The sequence below is a fragment of the Psychrobacter sp. AOP22-C1-C5 genome (genome assembly GCF_052378885.1).
GTDB lineage: Bacteria > Pseudomonadota > Gammaproteobacteria > Pseudomonadales > Moraxellaceae > Psychrobacter.
The window spans coordinates 151,698-168,646 of the sequence record NZ_JBQSYC010000002.1; the positions used below are offsets into that span (position 1 = coordinate 151,698).

Annotated in this window: 15 protein-coding genes; 7 read left to right on the top strand and 8 right to left on the bottom strand. The window is 43.2% G+C overall.

Annotated elements, in window-relative coordinates; all coding sequences use genetic code 11:
- Window positions 1-94: 94 nt before the first annotated feature.
- Window positions 95-508: a hypothetical protein gene (locus tag ACT3TH_RS03105; protein ID WP_444754391.1), complete on the bottom strand. Its 414-nt coding sequence runs from the start codon at window positions 506-508 to the stop codon at window positions 95-97.
- 113 nt (window positions 509-621) lie between these two features.
- On the opposite strand from ACT3TH_RS03105, the gene ACT3TH_RS03110 reads away from it, so the two are divergent.
- Window positions 622-1,221, top strand: coding sequence for a 5-formyltetrahydrofolate cyclo-ligase (locus ACT3TH_RS03110; RefSeq protein ID WP_444754392.1), 600 nt, complete (start codon window positions 622-624; stop codon window positions 1,219-1,221).
- A complete protein-coding gene (locus ACT3TH_RS03115; protein ID WP_444754393.1) occupies window positions 1,221-1,466 on the top strand; it encodes a hypothetical protein in 246 nt (81 codons plus the stop codon). The genes ACT3TH_RS03110 and ACT3TH_RS03115 overlap by 1 nt, the downstream gene beginning before the upstream one ends.
- A 101-nt stretch (window positions 1,467-1,567) precedes the next feature.
- Here the strand turns inward: ACT3TH_RS03115 and ACT3TH_RS03120 are convergent, their stop codons facing one another.
- Together ACT3TH_RS03120 and ACT3TH_RS03125 are read right to left on the bottom strand one after the other, a co-directional pair.
- A complete protein-coding gene (locus ACT3TH_RS03120) occupies window positions 1,568-2,011 on the bottom strand; it encodes a hypothetical protein (RefSeq protein WP_444754394.1) in 444 nt (147 codons plus the stop codon).
- Between the two features lie 101 nt (window positions 2,012-2,112).
- Complete coding sequence (locus ACT3TH_RS03125) at window positions 2,113-3,474, bottom strand: Na+/H+ antiporter family protein (protein WP_444754395.1); 1,362 nt, start codon at window positions 3,472-3,474, stop codon at window positions 2,113-2,115.
- A gap of 422 nt (window positions 3,475-3,896) precedes the next feature.
- Between ACT3TH_RS03125 and lon the strand changes: the two genes are divergently transcribed.
- The 3 genes from lon to ACT3TH_RS03140 all read left to right on the top strand — a co-directional run bounded on the left by lon (window position 3,897) and on the right by ACT3TH_RS03140 (window position 8,488).
- On the top strand, window positions 3,897-6,479 hold the full coding sequence (lon, locus tag ACT3TH_RS03130; RefSeq protein WP_444754396.1) for an endopeptidase La: 2,583 nt from the start codon (window positions 3,897-3,899) through the stop codon (window positions 6,477-6,479).
- Between the two features lie 155 nt (window positions 6,480-6,634).
- A complete protein-coding gene (locus ACT3TH_RS03135; protein WP_444754397.1) occupies window positions 6,635-7,765 on the top strand; it encodes a hypothetical protein in 1,131 nt (376 codons plus the stop codon).
- 165 nt (window positions 7,766-7,930) lie between these two features.
- On the top strand, window positions 7,931-8,488 hold the full coding sequence (locus tag ACT3TH_RS03140; RefSeq protein WP_444754398.1) for a superoxide dismutase family protein: 558 nt from the start codon (window positions 7,931-7,933) through the stop codon (window positions 8,486-8,488).
- A gap of 94 nt (window positions 8,489-8,582) precedes the next feature.
- Here ACT3TH_RS03140 and topA read toward each other — a convergent pair whose 3' ends face one another.
- Both topA and ACT3TH_RS03150 read right to left on the bottom strand, forming a co-directional pair.
- Window positions 8,583-11,237 carry a type I DNA topoisomerase gene (gene topA / locus ACT3TH_RS03145; protein ID WP_444754399.1) on the bottom strand — a complete coding sequence of 885 codons (2,655 nt, stop codon included), beginning with the start codon at window positions 11,235-11,237 and terminating at the stop codon, window positions 8,583-8,585.
- A gap of 253 nt (window positions 11,238-11,490) precedes the next feature.
- The gene (locus ACT3TH_RS03150) at window positions 11,491-12,093 is read right to left on the bottom strand and encodes a hypothetical protein (protein WP_444754400.1); all 603 of its coding nucleotides are present in this window, start codon (window positions 12,091-12,093) and stop codon (window positions 11,491-11,493) included.
- A 323-nt stretch (window positions 12,094-12,416) separates the two neighbouring features.
- Between ACT3TH_RS03150 and ACT3TH_RS03155 the strand changes: the two genes are divergently transcribed.
- Window positions 12,417-12,956: a DUF2799 domain-containing protein gene (locus tag ACT3TH_RS03155; protein ID WP_444754401.1), complete on the top strand. Its 540-nt coding sequence runs from the start codon at window positions 12,417-12,419 to the stop codon at window positions 12,954-12,956.
- Window positions 12,957-13,209: 253 nt separating this feature from the next.
- Here ACT3TH_RS03155 and ACT3TH_RS03160 read toward each other — a convergent pair whose 3' ends face one another.
- The 3 genes from ACT3TH_RS03160 to ACT3TH_RS03170 all read right to left on the bottom strand — a co-directional run bounded on the left by ACT3TH_RS03160 (window position 13,210) and on the right by ACT3TH_RS03170 (window position 15,435).
- A complete protein-coding gene (locus tag ACT3TH_RS03160; RefSeq protein WP_444754402.1) occupies window positions 13,210-13,611 on the bottom strand; it encodes an ExbD/TolR family protein in 402 nt (133 codons plus the stop codon).
- A 98-nt stretch (window positions 13,612-13,709) separates the two neighbouring features.
- Window positions 13,710-14,396, bottom strand: a complete 687-nt coding sequence (locus ACT3TH_RS03165; RefSeq protein WP_444754403.1) for a MotA/TolQ/ExbB proton channel family protein — start codon at window positions 14,394-14,396, stop codon at window positions 13,710-13,712.
- 82 nt (window positions 14,397-14,478) lie between these two features.
- Window positions 14,479-15,435: an energy transducer TonB gene (locus ACT3TH_RS03170; protein ID WP_444754404.1), complete on the bottom strand. Its 957-nt coding sequence runs from the start codon at window positions 15,433-15,435 to the stop codon at window positions 14,479-14,481.
- Window positions 15,436-15,763: 328 nt separating this feature from the next.
- Here ACT3TH_RS03170 and ACT3TH_RS03175 point away from each other — a divergent pair, with 328 nt between their 5' ends.
- Complete coding sequence (locus tag ACT3TH_RS03175) at window positions 15,764-16,912, top strand: siderophore ABC transporter substrate-binding protein (RefSeq protein ID WP_444754405.1); 1,149 nt, start codon at window positions 15,764-15,766, stop codon at window positions 16,910-16,912.
- The last annotated feature ends 37 nt before the right edge of the window (window positions 16,913-16,949 follow it).

The following is a 16,949-nucleotide window of genomic DNA, read 5'->3' on the forward strand; positions in this document are numbered from 1 at the left end:
ATATAAAGTGGCGTTATGATAGCATGGCTTTATGCTAAACGCATTTAGGTTTATAGGTGATTTAAAAGCCCCTTTAACAATTCAAACCAAACTCTCATCCTAGTTTCGTATCCTTTAATTCTCTAATATATTCATTATAAATGGCAACTTGTTCTTCTCTGCCATCGTGATAAAAGTCAAAAAATGCACGCTGGGCAAAACACTTTGGTGTAATGTTGTAATCCTCTACAGAGTTTCGCCATATAAATCCTTTGTCATCTTCATGACTCTGCTCTTCATCTTCATAATTGAATTGATAAATATATCCTTCAGGAATGCTTGGATCTACAGTATCAAAAATACGTTTATCGTAGAGACAAGGTCCTACGCCATCTTCTCCATCAATACGATAATATTCTTTCTGAATTTCTATAACTTGATAAGTATTGCCTTGTATCAAACTAGTTCTATCAAGAACTTTTTTATAGTAATCATCGCATCCGCTACTATGTTTAAGCTTAACTTTCATGCTATCTCCTAAAGTTAATATTTCTAATGTTGAAAGGGTTATATCACTCTGCTTTACTATAATCTCAAAAAATGTTTTACACTTTCAGTTAAGAATATGGGAATTGGTAAAATATGACTGTTAGCAATCCACCTAGACGACACTTTACGCGCCAGCGTCGTCAGTTAAACGAAAGTACGCGCAGGCAATTAGGCAAAGCAGCAAGTCTACATTTAGCTAAATTACAGCAGCGGTTGCCAGCAAATGCGTGTATCGGCTTATACTATGATGGCTTTGGTGAGTTGCCCGCTCAGCCACTGCTGGACTGGTGTAATCGCTTAGGCTATTTTGCTTATTTGCCTGTTGTCGGTTCATTAGGTCATGACGATAGGCGATTGCGTTTTGTACCGATCTATCACTCCAAATTATTAAACATTCCAACCCGCATTCATCGCTTAGGCATGAAGCAAAACCATCATCGTCGCCTGCTTTGGGCGCGCGAATTAGATGTCATTATCTGCCCGTTAGTCGCGGTAGATTTACATGGTAACCGCATGGGTATGGGCGGCGGTTTTTATGACACGACCCTTGGCAAGAGCTATCGAGCTGGCGCTAAAAAACTGTTAAAAATTGGTTGGTGTTATGATTTTCAAGTGGTCGACGCGTTGCAACGTCAGCCTTGGGATGTACCTTTAGATGGTTTGATTACGCCAAATGGCATAAGGTGGTTTTGATGAGTAATAATAAACAATCTGATGAAAAAGAATCTAGCGCCGATAAGGTGGACGAGTATCTGCAAACATTCGGAAGTGATGACGCTAGAGAGCGACGTTACTACAGTCAAGAACAGCCCTTTAGTTCTGAAGAGATGACAAGGCTAATTAATGAAGAACGCTTAAATGAGTTGCTCGCGCAAAGTGATGCTTTTTTGAGTAGTTTGAATGACGAGATAAAAGATTTTGATGAAGATGATCTCTGATTTGAGTAGCGTGTACCCAGCACATCAATAGCTAGCATCCATCTATTGTTGGTGCGCTAGACTTTAATTACACTCAGACTGAGATACTTACATTGTTATTGTTAATGTTCATGTTCCACCCCTACAAATTCAATGGTTGTGTTGTTTCTAGTCATACATTCAAGTAAAAAAATGTCTGCATTTTCGACGATGTCGAACAACTGATTAATGACTTCCCTCTGATCTTGCTCTGTTGGTTTATTAAAATTATGTCTAAAATCTAACTCAATATTAGGACGATTGACTCCCACGCCTACGATAAATCTTTCATTTAAAAATATGAAAGGGAAATAACAATCAGGACGACCATGAGCAATTGAATAAAAGACGGTGTCATCAGTATGATATGTGTAGTGCGATTTTTCATAAGTCTTAGGTGGCGTAATATTTTCTAAGTGTTCTTCAAGAATAATGAATAGAAATTTTACTTTTCTCTCATTTAGATGCTTTCTTTCGTTTAATATTTTTTTAAGCTGAGTTGCACTCATGTGTTCTTTAACTTTCATTATTCTATCCTTTTTTATGCGCTATTTTCTATTCCCACCTTAAAGCAAAAAAGCCATCTATACGATGGCTTTTTATAGAACTATGTTTTAGCTAAAGCAACCTACAACACCATTGCTGCAATCCAACCAAACGCCAGTAGCGGCAGATTGTAATGCAAAAAGGTTGGTATTACGCTGTCTTTGATATGGTCATGTTGTCCATCGATATTAAGACCAGAGGTTGGCCCCAATGTCGAATCTGACGCAGGCGAACCCGCATCACCAAGCGCGCCCGCCGTACCAATAATCGCAACCGTGGCCAATGGCGAAAATCCTAAAGAGACACACAGCGGCACATAAATCGCTGCCAAAATAGGAATGGTCGAAAAAGACGAGCCAATCCCCATGGTCACGATTAGACCAATGGCAAGCATGATAAATGCTGCTATCGCCTTGTTACCAGCGAACAAAGACGCAGCGCCATCGACCAACGGCTGAATCTGCTCAGTCGCTTTCATAACTTCTGCAAAGCCCTGCGCGGTAATCATAATAAATCCAATCATCGCCATCAGCTTGATACCGTCATTAAAGACCGTATCGGCTTCACGCCATTTGACCACGCCAGTCGCCATAAAGACACCAAAGCCAAACATCGAACCGAGCAATAGCGAATCGGTATAGAGCTGCACGACAAATGCGGTGACAATGGCAGCCAGTGCGACCAACGTTTTAAGCTTACTTTGCGTTTGTGCATCCGCTGCTGTCTTGCTTAACGCATCACCTTCTACCACAGCATCATGAGCTGCTTTGTCTATCGCCACTTGCTGATAGTGACGCGGTGTGCGGTAACTGACAAACACCGCTACGATTAAGCCAAGCAGCATGCCTAACGCTGGAATGGCCATCGCTTTCACCACAGAAATATTAGCAACATCGATGCCTGCTTCGCCAACGTTTTTGAGCATAATTTGATTGAGATAAATGTCACCAAAGCCATACGGGATAAACATATAAGTGGTGACCAAACCAAAGGTCAATAGGCAAGCGATGAGTCGTCTGTCAATCTGCATGCGATTAAAGGCCAGTAACAACGGCGGTACAAGCAAAGGAATAAAGGCGATGTGAATGGGGATTAAGTTTTGACTAAAGCAGCTCATAGTAATCAAGCCAGCAAATAGCATATACTTAATCATACCGCTGGTACCACCCGCATCAATACGCTTAATCACCGCTCCTGCCAAGGATTGCGGCAATCCAGAGTGAGCGATGGCCACTGCAAATGCGCCAAGTAACGCGTAAGAGAGCGCGATTTGTGCGCCATTGCGAATACCTTCTTGAAAGGCCTCCAAGGTATCGGTAATACCAAGACCCGCCAGCAACCCGCCTGCCAATGCCCCGATTAATAAGCTGAGCACCACGTGCACTCGCGAAAGTGACAGTCCTAGCATGATAATGACTGCCATCAATACCGCATTGATTGCCATGTGTTGCCCCTTTTCCTGTCTGCTTCGTCTGTTCGGTCTAACTGCAACCTATGAATGTCTTAAAGTCTATAAAAACAGTCTTAACGTATAAAACGAAATGTTTAAAACACTCTACGTTAGACAGCTCTGTTTTAGACGGGCGTCAGTTTACCTTATTTTTCTTATAAAACCTACGCATAGAACCCGGTGGTGATGAGCTAAACAATATACTTAAAAGTGCTACCCTACTCCTGACATGTATTTTTTGCTGCTTCTACTCCATCCACAAACAGCCAGTGAGACAATTTATATAAATAAAACTATTTAACGCAGATAAGCGTATGACTTGACCAATAAGACTTGCAATTTTATCTGTGAACACCATTTATCTAAGCATGAACCACGAACTTGACTTTACAAGTCTGGTGAACGAGGAAGAATCTATGACTGAACATAAAATAGCACAAGACAATATCGACATCGATGTCGACGTTTCACCTACTGTTGCAGAAGACAACGAGACAGAAGCCTCGTCTAATGATGCGCCAGACACAGCGTCTACTGATGTTAAAGACAATGCGATTGACGACAGCGACAAAGACCTTAAACCGGAGAATTATTTACCGTTATTGGCACTGCGAGACGTCGTCGTCTACCCGCACATGCAAATTGCTTTGTTTGTGGGCCGTGCTCCATCGGTGAAAGCCGTTGAGTTGGCGCAAGCCGAGTATGGTAGTAAAGTACTGGTCGTTGCCCAAAAAGACTCACTGACTGAAGACATCGATCAGGAAAACTTATATCAATATGGTACGGTTTGCCGCATCGTTAGCACCATGCCACATGATAGCGATGAGAACTGCATCAAAGTATTGATCGAAGGCCAATACCGTGCACGCGTCGATAATATCGAAAACCATGACGAGCTATTGGTGGCAAGATTTGAGCGTGCTGATCTTGATGTCAGCATGGATGAGAGCCAACAAAAAAACACGATACAAGCTCTGACCACATTGTTTGAAAGCTATGCGGATGCGCGTTTGCGTAATGCGCGTGAGCTGACTCGCGTGGCAAAACGCATTGATGATTTATTAGAATTGGTGTATTTCATCTCGACGCGTGTTTCGATGGATCTTGATGTTAAGCAGTCTTTCTTAGAAAACGATGACATCAAAACGCATATCAATACCTTGACAGAATATCTTGTTAAACAAAGTGCAGAGCAAAACATCGAACAAGACATTCAAGATGCAGTGCGTCAACAGATGGAAGACAATCAGCGCGAATACTTCTTGAATGAAAAAATGAAAGCCATTAAAAATGAGCTGTCAGATATGAATGACGGTGCATTTGATGGTGAAGATGATGTGGCTGAGCTTGAGCAGCGTCTAGAAGATGCGGACTTGCCAGACGATGTACGCAAAAAAGCAGATCAAGAGCTTAAAAAACTTAAGATGATGCCGCCTGCGTCGAGCGAATCGTCAGTGGTACGCAACTATATTGAATGGATCTTGGATACGCCATGGAATGCGACGACCAAAGTTTCTATCAATTTAGACAAAGCTAAAACAGTTTTGGACGAAGATCACTACGGCTTGCAAGATGTTAAAGATCGAATCTTAGAATACCTCGCCGTACAATCGCGAGTAAAAAAACTGCGTGGCCCTATTCTTTGTCTCGTCGGCCCTCCTGGTGTGGGTAAAACTTCATTGGGCGAATCGATTGCTCGTGCAACAGGTCGCAAGTTTGTGCGTATGGCACTGGGCGGCGTGCGTGATGAAGCAGAGATTCGTGGTCATCGCCGTACTTATATCGGTGCGATGCCAGGTAAAGTGGTTCAATCACTGGCAAAAGTCGAAGTCAAAAACCCGCTATTCTTATTAGATGAAATCGATAAGATGGCACAAGACTTCCGCGGTGATCCAGCATCGGCCTTGCTTGAAGTATTAGATCCCTCACAGAATGACACCTTTAATGACCATTATTTAGATATGGACTTAGACTTGTCACAAGTGATGTTTATCTGTACCGCCAACAGCATGGATATTCCGCCTGCACTGCTTGACCGTATGGAAGTGATTCGTCTGCCGGGTTATACCGAAGAAGAAAAAGTCAATATCGCGCAGAAGTACTTGGTGCCAAAGGCGATTAAGCAAAATGGTCTCAAAGAAGGCGAAATTGAGATCGTTGAAGCGGCATTGCATAGCATCGTGCGTAGCTACACACGTGAAGCCGGCGTCCGTAACCTCGAGCGTGAAGTGAATAAAATCTGTCGCAAAGTAGTGCGCGGTTCGGTTGAAACGCATGGTGCTCGAGCTCCTAAAAAAGCAGAACGCGAACTGGTCGTGGTCGATGACAAAAACATCGATGACTATCTAGGCGTACATCAGTATGACTATGGTTTGGCTGAAGAAGAGCCTGAGATTGGTCGTATCACGGGTCTTGCTTGGACACAAGTTGGCGGTGAGCTACTCACTATCGAAGCGGTCGCCATGAAAGGTAAAGGTGAGCTTAGCTTTACAGGTTCACTTGGCGATGTGATGAAAGAGTCAATCCGTGCCGCTATGAGCGTCGTACGTGCTCGCGGTGAAAGCCTAGGCATTGACTATGAGACGGTGAAAACCACTGACATCCATGTGCATATGCCAGAAGGCGCGACCCCGAAAGACGGTCCCTCTGCTGGTGGGGCGCTTACGACAGCGCTTGTGTCTGCGTTGACTGGTATCGCCATTCGTCCAGATATTGCCATGACAGGTGAGATTACTTTACGTGGTAAAATCCTACGTATCGGTGGTCTTAAAGAGAAGCTGCTCGCGGCGCATCGCGGCGGTATCAAGCATGTCTTGATTCCAGCGACTAACGAGCGTGATTTGGCAGATATCCCTGACAATGTCAAAGCTGGTCTGATCATTCAGCCTGTTGCGACGATTGATGAGATATTAAAGGTGGCGTTGGTCAGTATGCCAAAACCACTAAAACCTGCGAAAGTCACGGTTGATAAAACCTCAGGCAAAGCGCTACATAACTAATAAACCCTTAGTTAAATTTTAAAACTAGAAAGCCGCTCATCGTTAGGATGGGCGGCTTTTTTTATGCACGGAATAAGATAAAGTTTAGTTGAGTTTTTGTGCTATATTTTAGACAAATGTTTATAAAGTAGACAGTTATAACGTTAAACACTCTAATGCCTTCACTTTTAGTTATAAGCTTGTTGTCCTCAATGTCTTTGTTAGGTTGCCAAACCAATAACCTCACTCGTATGGCGCAAACCAGTGCCATTATTGATGATAAAAATTGGTCAGCGACCACACTAAAACCCAGACTGTTTCAAACCGCCACAAACTATGACTGGCAATTGACCCATATCAGTGATGACAAAGACAAGCTCATACCTGTAACTCCTCAGACGCCATTAAGGATCGATATTCGCCCTAACCGATTAACTTTTGATGATGGCTGTTATCAATACCGCGTGTCTTTCAATATTTGGCTACCGACGCCTTATCCTTATACAGATACAAAATTGCAGGACACAGTCAAATCATCAAACAGCCCTGCTGACTGCATTACAATGTATGAGGCAACCATCAAAGATAGGCGCGGAAATACCGTCGTTCATAGTGATACTGCCCGTCTATTAGATCACTTTTTCAAGCTTGATTGGTATATAACAGCGAATTTTAAACTTGAATCCCAATTATCGAAATCTGGGTTTATGAATGGAAATATAGAAAAGCAACTCGCCTTAAAGACCAATACAGGTAAAACCCTCGTATTTACGGGCTCACCAAAGCCAAAACATGCGGTAGCTGGTATGCCAATTACCAATTCACTGCTAGAGCATTACCGCTGGCATCTGATAAAAGTAACAGATAAAACGGGTACAGCCATAAGCGACTTTATACAAACTGAAAGACCTATTGTTGCTTCCTATGATCTAAATAGTCACAAGAGCGGAGAGAATGACAAACAAGATAAGTTTGAGTCAGGTATTTACGATCAAACCGTCGCTGTCTATGGTGGCTGCGATATTGTTATGGGCTCTTATGCGCTCTCTGTCAATCAAACCTTAATCACTGGCGGCTTTCCTGCCATTATGACGGGCTGTAGCGAAGCTAGAAATAATATTGAAAAGCATCTCAGAAGGATGATGCTATACAGCACAAGCCAACTAATCCTAACCTATACGAACAACGCAAAGACACTTACGGAGCAATCAGAACCTAACTATTTGCTTACCCAAAAGCTAGAATCAGGTGAAATTTTAGTTTGGCAAAGCGAAGATAAAAGAAAAAAATATTTTAAGAAATTTTAAACCCATACGTTATTTACATTTATTAACCGATTGTTGCGCTTTTGATGAATATCTAATGTGGTTCCTTGGCTATACTAATCTGGACATTAAGCAATGTTTGAAGATTCTAAAAAAATTATGGATAAAACCTTTCATCATAACGATTAAAAATAAATGGAGATAACAATGAATAAGACGATGCTTGCAAGTGCCCTATTATGTGGTTCAGCGTTGGCAATGACAGGGTGTCAAACGGTTCAAGATCAAATGCAGACTGGCAATCCTTTGAATCAACCAGCTCTAAAATCAACTGTTAAAACTGTTGATAGTAAAAGTAAAGAAGTGGGGCAGCTTTTCTTACGTCCAGTTGATGGCGGTGTCCAAGTGTATGGCAAGCTTATGAACTTGCAACCAGGTAAAACAGTTGCCTTGCACATTCATGAAACTGGTAGCTGTGCAGACATGGGTAAAGCGGCAGGTGGTCACTTTAATCCAGACAACAAGCCTCACTCTCATCCGGATGACATGAACGGTCATGCAGGCGACTTACCAAATTTAACGGCTAATGAAGATGGTGTTGCTACTATCAACTATGTGAACAAAAAAATCTCTGCAGCTGAGACAGGCAAATATAGCGTAAATCGCTTAGCCTTTATTGTCCATGCCAATGCTGATGACTATAAGAGCCAGCCAGCTGGTAATGCAGGCGACCGTATCGCTTGTGGTATCATTGAAAAGGTTTAACACTTTGAGATAAAGCAGTATTTTTCTACTAAACCTTTATCTTCAAGCAATAAAAAAACCTCTTAGTTCGCTAAGAGGTTTTTTTATGGAAAAACTATTCCTCTACCCATTCGCCTTTACGCCAGTACACACCCCAACGTGTGGCTTTACCGTTCTTCTCAGATCCGATGTATTGCTCTTTTTTCTTACGTGACCAGCGTAAAATAGTTGGGTTGCCATCAGGGTCTTCATCTGGCCCTTCAAACAGATACTGGAACTTATCTTCCATCTTGTCTTTGATTTCTCTTAACTCAGCAAGCTTCGGTGGACGCGTTTCTCTAACCTTTGGAAACTTAGACGCTGCCAAGAACATACCCGCCGCCCCTTCTCGCAAGATAAAGTAATCATCATGCTTGGTCGATTTTAACTCGGGCAGGTGAATAGGATCCATACGCGGCGGCGCAGCTTCCCCCGTTTTTAGCACTTTACGAGTGTTGTCACATTTTTGACAAGCAAAGTAAGGACCAAAACGTCCTGTCTTGAGCTCCATCTGCCCATCACATTTATTACAATCAATGGTTGGCGCATCAGAACCCGGTACTTCGAACTTACCTTCTTCTAAAATATAACCATCACAATCAGGATTATTACCGCAGATGTGTAGCTTTAGACCACCATCGACGATGTAACCGTTCATTGCCGTACCGCATTTTGGACAGCGTTTCTTTTCCATCAAGTCTTTGACTTCAGCCGTTTCATCAGCAGCGTCGCTTTCATCAAGATTGGCAAATGCCTCAACTGGCATTAAGTTCTTGGTGCCCTTACAGCGCTCTTTTGGTGGTAAATTATAGCCAGTACAGCCTAAGAATACCCCTGTTGAGCCTGTACGCAGCTGCATCGGACGATCACAAATGTCGCAATGCACATCTGGCACATCGGTCGGATCATTTGGGCGCATGCCGTCTTTTTCTTTGGCGCGCTCAAGCGTTGTTTTAAACTCACCGTAGAAGTTATCAAGTACGTCTTTCCAGTTTTGCTCGCCTTCTGCCACATGATCAAGCTTGTCTTCTAACGCTGCCGTAAAGGTATAATCCATCAGGTCTGGGAAGCTAGCCGTCAGTCTGTCGGTGACAATATCACCCATTTTTTCGGCAAACAGACGCTTGTTTTCGAGCTTCACGTAACCACGATCTTGGATGGTTGAGATAATAGAAGCATAGGTCGATGGGCGACCGATACCTTTTTTCTCAAGCTCTTTTACCAAGCTGGCTTCGGTATAGCGCGGTGGTGGCTTGGTAAAGTGTTGGCTCGGATCAAGCTTATCTAGGGTTAACTGATCGCCTTTTTTAACATCAGGTAACAAGGTATCATCAGTCTTGGCAGGTGGCATGACTTTTGTATAACCATCAAACACCAAGGTACGACCACGCGCTTTTAGCTCAACATCGTTTGCACCAACGAACAGATTCACTGACAGGTATTTTGCCGGTAGCATCTGACAGGCCACAAACTGACGCCAAATCAGCTCATATAAACGAATGGCATCACGCTCAACCCCTTTTAGCTGAGTTGACTTCATATTGACATTAGAAGGACGAATGGCCTCATGCGCCTCTTGTGCACCTTGCTTATTGCCATAAAAATTGGGCTTTTCTGGCACGTATTTTGTGCCATAACTGTCTTCGATATAACCACGTACAGCGGCTAGCGCATCACCGGACAAAAAGGTCGAATCGGTACGCATATAGGTAATGTGACCGGCTTCATATAAACGCTGTGCCAAAATCATGGTTTTCTTAACAGAAAAACCGAGTCGTGTACTGGCCGCTTGCTGTAACGTCGAGGTAATAAACGGGGCGCTTGGGCGCGATTGCGTGGGTTTCTCTTCACGCTCTTTAACGATAAAGTCACTGGCTTTTAGGATTTCTAATACTTTATCAGTTTGCTCTTTATTGACGAGCTTCAAAGGCTTACCAGCTTGCTTGGTCGCCTCCAAACGAATACCGATTTGCTCAGCATCTTTTTTACTATTAGCAATATGCGTATCGGCATGAATCTGCCAATACTCTTCAGGAATAAAAGCACGAATCTCATGCTCACGCTCAACGACGAGACGCATAGCAACCGACTGTACGCGACCAGCAGACAGACCACGGGCGATTTTTTGCCATAATAATGGCGAGACCATGAAGCCGACCACTCGATCTAAAAAACGACGCGCTTGCTGAGCATTGACGCGGTCGATATCGAGCTTTGAGGGTTGTTTAAAGGCATTTTGGATAGCAGATTTGGTGATTTCATTGAAGACCACACGCTGGTATTTACTATCAGGTCCGCCGATGACCTCTTTTAAATGCCAAGCGATCGCTTCCCCTTCTCTATCCATATCCGTCGCGAGATAGATCTGGTCAGCGTCTTTGGCCAAGGCCTTAAGCTCTTTTATAACCTTGGTCTTGTTTGGCAGTACTTCATAGACCGCCGCCCAGTCATGCTCTGGATCGACACCCATGCGGCGTACCAGTGCTTGTTGCGCTTTTTCTTCTTTGCTCAGACTCTCATCTTTTTTTGCAGCGGTCGGCTTTTTGGTGCTTTTACTGGCACTAACTGGTAAATCGCGGACATGACCGATGCTTGAGCGTACGACAAAGTCATCGCCAAGATATTTATTAATCGTTTTGGCCTTTGCGGGTGATTCTACAATCACCAAAGACTTACCCTTTGGGTTGTCAGCAGCAGATGCTTGACTTTTTTTGGTTGTTGTTTTTGCCATATGTGACGACACCATAATATAAGTAAATGAAAAATAAGGATAATTTCAGCAGCACGGCAATTTATAATAGCGCCTTGGTTATTGTAATAATAGCTGCTCAAAAAATGGTTATAAAACAAACGATAACCATAAAACAAAGATAGGGTTATAAAGACGTTACACTGCTAAGCGTTAAACTGTCAACAATAAATGACTGAGCGTTTGTCAAAAGCGCTTGCATATTGACTATCAATGGGGATTAAAAAAGTATTTACTACTTAATAGTTTTTCTTTGCATCTCTAACGCCCATTTTTCAAGGTTCTTTTTTAGTACCAATAAATCTTTTTCGATCGCTTTTTGTTGATAAGCGGGATTGGTCGATGGTCGCACGTAAGCGATGTCTTCCCAATAAATAATAATGCTATTCGCTTTGGTCAATAAACCTTTTACAAATGGCTCAATACTGACTGGTAAATCCAGTGGCGTTTTGTCCAAAGTGAAATTGGTTTTTTTGACCGTAGGACTAGTGTTGCCTTGATTAGGGCGGAGCGCACTTGGAATACTAAGTGGCGTGGTATCTTTACTCGTATCCACAAAAATGCTGTCTGGTCGCCATTGTCCATTAATTACCTGATAGCGCGTATGCGGCAACTGCGTGTCTTCTAGCACTAAACAGTACTGACCCATCATCCCGCGACCGTACTCATTGTCACGGCCCTTTATCCAATCAGGACAAGTGACGAGCTTTGGATTCAGCTGCAAACGACGGGCAGTCATGCGCAGTTTGTCCAAACGCTGATCGATACCGTTAGGTTTGAGCGCCATCATACTCCCTAATACAAATAGCACAATGATAACACCTATCAATATTCCCATGATGGTCTGGCCTTTTGACTAAATAAAAGTACGTCTAAAAAATATAACTGTCAGGTTTATACTGCCGTTTACGCTCAAAGCAGTGGATAGATAGGTAAGTAGTATATAGACGCTTATAATGAGCACGAACCGTTAAAAATCAAGCTACTCAAATAATGCACTAGTAAAAACCAAACAATTTAATTAGTGTTATCATCACCATTTATATTGGCATATCAATCACTTGGCGTATCTAAAAACCAACATGATAACCAGATATAAAAAGTTGGCAGCTTTAAAAAGTGCTATGATAAACCATAATTTTAAACGCGCGCAGGTTTATTATGAATTATCTTATTGAGCTAAACTCATCGACTGCTAATTTCGTTGGCAAATTAACCAGAAAGCTCACTGGTAACAGTCGTATTACCCTATCGTTGATGAGTGCAGCTTTCTTGACCTTGTCAGGCTGTGCAACGACCCAAAGCTTGACGCCGCAGCAGTGTCAAGCCAGCAATTGGGAAGAAATTGGCTATGCAGATGGTTTAAGGGGACGTTCAGGTGCTTACTTTGGTCATTATGCCAATAGCTGTGCAAGCGTAGGCGGTGCCACGCCCAATCGCATACAATGGGAGCAAGGACGCCAGCAAGGTCTCAAAAACTATTGTACTGAGCTCAATGCTTACAAGCTTGGACGCGAAGGCTACGACTGGCAGCCTGTCTGTCCTCTTGAAGGTATCGAAAAGTTAGAAGAAGCTTACTCTCAAGGGCGTTACTATTATATTCGTCAACGCGATCTCGATTATCTGCGTTCGCCCTACCCATTTGGCTATGGACCTGGACGCTTTGGTTACGGTTATCGTCCATTTGGCTATGGCTGGTAATTTATAATCGTCGTGGACGTTTTCACTTACCACCTTCACGTATTATTTGCACCGCTGACACTTTCTTGATAGAGAGCGAAGAATATAAAATGGCTACATTAAAGATCCATGCCCGTCGCTCTTGATATTAGAGGTACGCTAACATAAAGGAAACCTCACAAGGTTGCCCAAGCGAGGTAGAAGGAAAGTTTTATTATTTTAATTTTTTTCTTATTATCTTGGTGATATTTTCATGGATACTTACCAGCAAATGCTACTCATTGACAAAGGCAACTTTAGTAAGCCCAGCCTGACTTGTAGCTGCCAACACCTGAGCGACCGTATCATATCTACTGTCTTTGTCTGCGCGCAATTGTACAGAAGGATTAGTACCAGCAGCGCTTTGCTGCTGTAGTCGCGTCTCAAGCTCTTCCATACTAATAGGATCACTGTCCCAAAATATACCAGCATCTTTGTCAATGCTGATTTGAATGGCTTCTGGTGGGGTCTCATTCACTGCGGCGCTGGTCTTTGGCAAGTCTAATGGCACCGTCGGATTTAGTACGGTCGCAGTCAATAAAAATATAATCATCAATACCAACATGACATCGATAAGCGGAATGAGGTTCATCTCATTCATGCCTTGAACGTCATCATCACCCAGTTGAAATGCCATAATTATTCTCAATACGTTTGGTTATTCTCAATACAGCCAGCACTTTGAGCTTACCGCTGACTTTGTTTTTCATTAACTGATCTATTAACTAAGCATTACTACAGCTGTGATGTTGAGCTACGATAATGACCAGCTTGCTGAACCTCTTCTGTACTTTGCTGAACGTCTTTTGCTACCTGAGCCTGAGCTGCAACTGATTTGGTAGCGACTGTTGGCTGAGGATTAGCAGCCAGCTGAGCTGAGCTTGCCAGTAATTCATGTGCACGGTCGTTGGCATGGTACATCACACGGCGGTTGATACGTACAGCAAGGTTATAAAACACTACCGCTGGAATAGCAACAGCGATACCAAGGCCTGTCATAATAAGTGCTTCGCCTACGGGCGCTGCAACTTGTCCCAATCCTGCTTGTCCACTCGTACCAATATTATGAAGGGCATGGAAGATGCCCCATACGGTACCGAATAAACCGATAAAAGGTGCAATTGACGCTGTGGTACCAAGGATAGGTAAGCCGCGCTCGCTAGCAAAACGGTAACGACCGATATGCTTGAGCAAGGTCTGCTCAGTGGTCAAACGCCGTGTAGCAGCATCTGACCCTACCAGCTCAGCTTGCGTTGACTGAATTTTCTGACTCAAATCGTCTGCCACACTGACCGCCAATTTGCGACTTTGCAACACACGAATGATGCCAGTTACCCATGAAATGATGGATAGGGCTAAGAGCACAAAGAACAGGCTTTTTGTCACCATGTCGCTATATTGCCAGTATTGCATAAAGTCCATGTCAGACTCCTTGATTTGTTATTTCATTGCTATGATGTGATTATTTGCCGCTTTGAATTTACTTCATATTCTTTTATATATATCACTCTACAACTATACTGAATGCAACTGCACCAACAACTGGTACGCCATTTTGTATGAATGGTCTTATCTTACTACGTTGAAGTCTGCGCTTAACTTCTTGTGCCAGCTTTTGATCTTTAGTGCCACTAACTTTAATATCTTTAATATTGCCCTGTTTATCCACTTTGAAATTTATTGTCAACGTTAGTTGTTCAGCGGAAATCTTATCGAATTTAGGCGCTTTTATCCAAGATGCATCACTACCACTGAAACTCACCGGCGTATTACTGGCAGCAGCGGCGGCTTGAGCATTACGAGCAGCTTTCGCATCACGAGCAGCTTTCGCATCGGCAGCGGCTTTCGCATCGGCAGCGGCTTTCGCATCGGCAGCGGCTTTCGCATCGGCAGCGGCTTTCGCATCGGCAGCGGCTTTCGCATCGGCAGCGGCTTTCGCATCGGCAGCGGCTTTCGCATCGGCAGTGGCTTTTTGCGCCTGCGCTTGTCGAGCGGCTCTTTCTGCTTCCGCTACTATGATTTTGCGTTGATTATTTGCTTCAGCGATTTTCGGATCTACCACTGGCTCTCTTGGTTTTTCTTCAATTTCTTGTTTTTTTACTGGTACTGTAGGTGCAGGTTTTGGCGTAGTCTTTTTCTCGGTTACTACTGGCTTCGCTGGTGCTTTTGGCTTAGGTTGTGCCACCGGTTTGGCTTTAGGTACTGGTGGCTGTTCTTTCACTTGAGGCGTAGGCTTTGGTTCTTCTTCAAGGTTTACTGCTTCCACTTCAACAGGTGGCGGCGGTGGAGGTAGGGTTATCAGCTCTATCTCAATAGGCGGGATATCTTTTTTATCCACTTTTAATTCAGGAGTTTTAACAGCCGCCAATGCGATTGCCGTCAACACGTGTAGCCCCACAACTATGATAATAGCCGCAAATAAAAGTTTACGTGATGGCGCTTCTAAATCCGTTGAACTCATAACACCCTAATATAAATTAACCGAAATACAATGCTGTAGATAATAATGCAAACGATAATTATTATCAATAATAATTTTGCGTATCTTCCTTATCATGACTAAATAAAGCACCAATATTTTCAAGGTAAATTTTGCTCTTTAACTTAGATGCTTAGCAGAACTTCGTATGCAACAACTTCATAATAAAGGTAGCTTTGGTGACGCTAATAAAAATCATTATCATTGGTATTGATAATGAATCTCAATTAATTTATCATGACCGCTGATTGGTTATACACTTTTTAAAATAAAAACGACCAACGTTTACAGCAATACCTCAGAGCCTTGTATGGAAGGTAATCACCCCAGACAAGCTGCTTTTATTCTCTCAATTGGCAATCGCTTTATTCATATTTGCCCAAACATCTGGTATACCGAGTTATTTATGTCTTTTACTTTATTTTCTAGTCATTCTCCTCTCTCTTCATTTAAACGTCCGTTATTGGCAACAGTCATGACTGCTGTTGTAGCGACCATCAGCGTGACAGGCTGTAGTGCGCCTGAGTCTAACAATTCTGAGCCAGCAGAAGCTGGAGATGAAAACCGAACCGCTGATGAAGCACCAAATGTGGCAAATAATGACGCTGTTTCTGCTGAGACCATCTCGGTAAATACGGTAAAAGGAGATGTGGATTTACCAATTAACCCATCGCCACTGGTTGTTTATGACATGACTTTGTTGCAAGATTTGGCAGCACTCAATGTGGCTGTTGACGGTACGCCAAGCAACCTCATGTTAGATAACTTACATTCAGAAACTCAGCCTGAGCCAAAAGGCGTTGGTACCGTGTTTGAGCCAGATCTTGAAGCACTGAACGCGATGAAGCCGCAAGCTATCTTGATTGGCTCGCGTATGGCAGAAAAATATGATGAGCTATCAAGCATCGCGCCAACGCTAGACATGTCAATCGATACGGCAAACATTTATGAATCAAGTAAACAGCGCTTGCATGATTTGGGCGCGTTATTTGGTAAAAGCGATCAAGCGGCGAAACTACAAGGCGATATTGACAGCCTGATTGACGATACTAAAACTGTAACCAAAGATAAGGGCACAGGCTTAGTCATTATGGTTAATGGCAACAAACTGTCTGCTTATGGTGATAAATCACGTTATGGCTTTATCCATACCGTCCTTGGTGTACCCATGGTCGACAATCAAATCGCAGACGCACCTCACGGTCAGCCGATATCTTTTGAGTATTTACAAAAGACCAATCCAGACTGGTTATTTGTCCTTGATCGCAGTGCCGCCATTGGTGAAGATGGTGCTGGTGCCAAAGCAGTATTGGACAACCCATTAGTCGCGCAAACCAATGCGTGGAGTAAAGGCCAAGTGGTTTACCTAAGTCCAGACTCTTATCTTGCATTCGGTGGCTACTATCAGTGGATACAGGACTTGACCACTATTAAAAACGCGTTTGCTGGCGCTAAATAAACCTTATTACCTGTTTGGGCAACTGCTCTAAGCGTTA

Bases quoted from the DNA above. Each gene is read 5' to 3' on its own strand.
- ACT3TH_RS03105 (WP_444754391.1), bottom strand. From the start codon at position 508: ATGAAAGTTAAGCTTAAACATAGTAGCGGATGCGATGATTACTATAAA.
- ACT3TH_RS03110 (WP_444754392.1), top strand. From the start codon at position 622: ATGACTGTTAGCAATCCACCTAGACGACACTTTACGCGCCAGCGTCGT.
- ACT3TH_RS03115 (WP_444754393.1), top strand. From the start codon at position 1,221: ATGAGTAATAATAAACAATCTGATGAAAAAGAATCTAGCGCCGATAAG.
- ACT3TH_RS03120 (WP_444754394.1), bottom strand. From the start codon at position 2,011: ATGAAAGTTAAAGAACACATGAGTGCAACTCAGCTTAAAAAAATATTA.
- ACT3TH_RS03125 (WP_444754395.1), bottom strand. From the start codon at position 3,474: ATGGCAATCAATGCGGTATTGATGGCAGTCATTATCATGCTAGGACTG.
- lon (WP_444754396.1), top strand. From the start codon at position 3,897: ATGACTGAACATAAAATAGCACAAGACAATATCGACATCGATGTCGAC.
- ACT3TH_RS03135 (WP_444754397.1), top strand. From the start codon at position 6,635: ATGCCTTCACTTTTAGTTATAAGCTTGTTGTCCTCAATGTCTTTGTTA.
- ACT3TH_RS03140 (WP_444754398.1), top strand. From the start codon at position 7,931: ATGAATAAGACGATGCTTGCAAGTGCCCTATTATGTGGTTCAGCGTTG.
- topA (WP_444754399.1), bottom strand. From the start codon at position 11,237: ATGGCAAAAACAACAACCAAAAAAAGTCAAGCATCTGCTGCTGACAAC.
- ACT3TH_RS03150 (WP_444754400.1), bottom strand. From the start codon at position 12,093: ATGGGAATATTGATAGGTGTTATCATTGTGCTATTTGTATTAGGGAGT.
- ACT3TH_RS03155 (WP_444754401.1), top strand. From the start codon at position 12,417: ATGAATTATCTTATTGAGCTAAACTCATCGACTGCTAATTTCGTTGGC.
- ACT3TH_RS03160 (WP_444754402.1), bottom strand. From the start codon at position 13,611: ATGGCATTTCAACTGGGTGATGATGACGTTCAAGGCATGAATGAGATG.
- ACT3TH_RS03165 (WP_444754403.1), bottom strand. From the start codon at position 14,396: ATGGACTTTATGCAATACTGGCAATATAGCGACATGGTGACAAAAAGC.
- ACT3TH_RS03170 (WP_444754404.1), bottom strand. From the start codon at position 15,435: ATGAGTTCAACGGATTTAGAAGCGCCATCACGTAAACTTTTATTTGCG.
- ACT3TH_RS03175 (WP_444754405.1), top strand. From the start codon at position 15,764: ATGGAAGGTAATCACCCCAGACAAGCTGCTTTTATTCTCTCAATTGGC.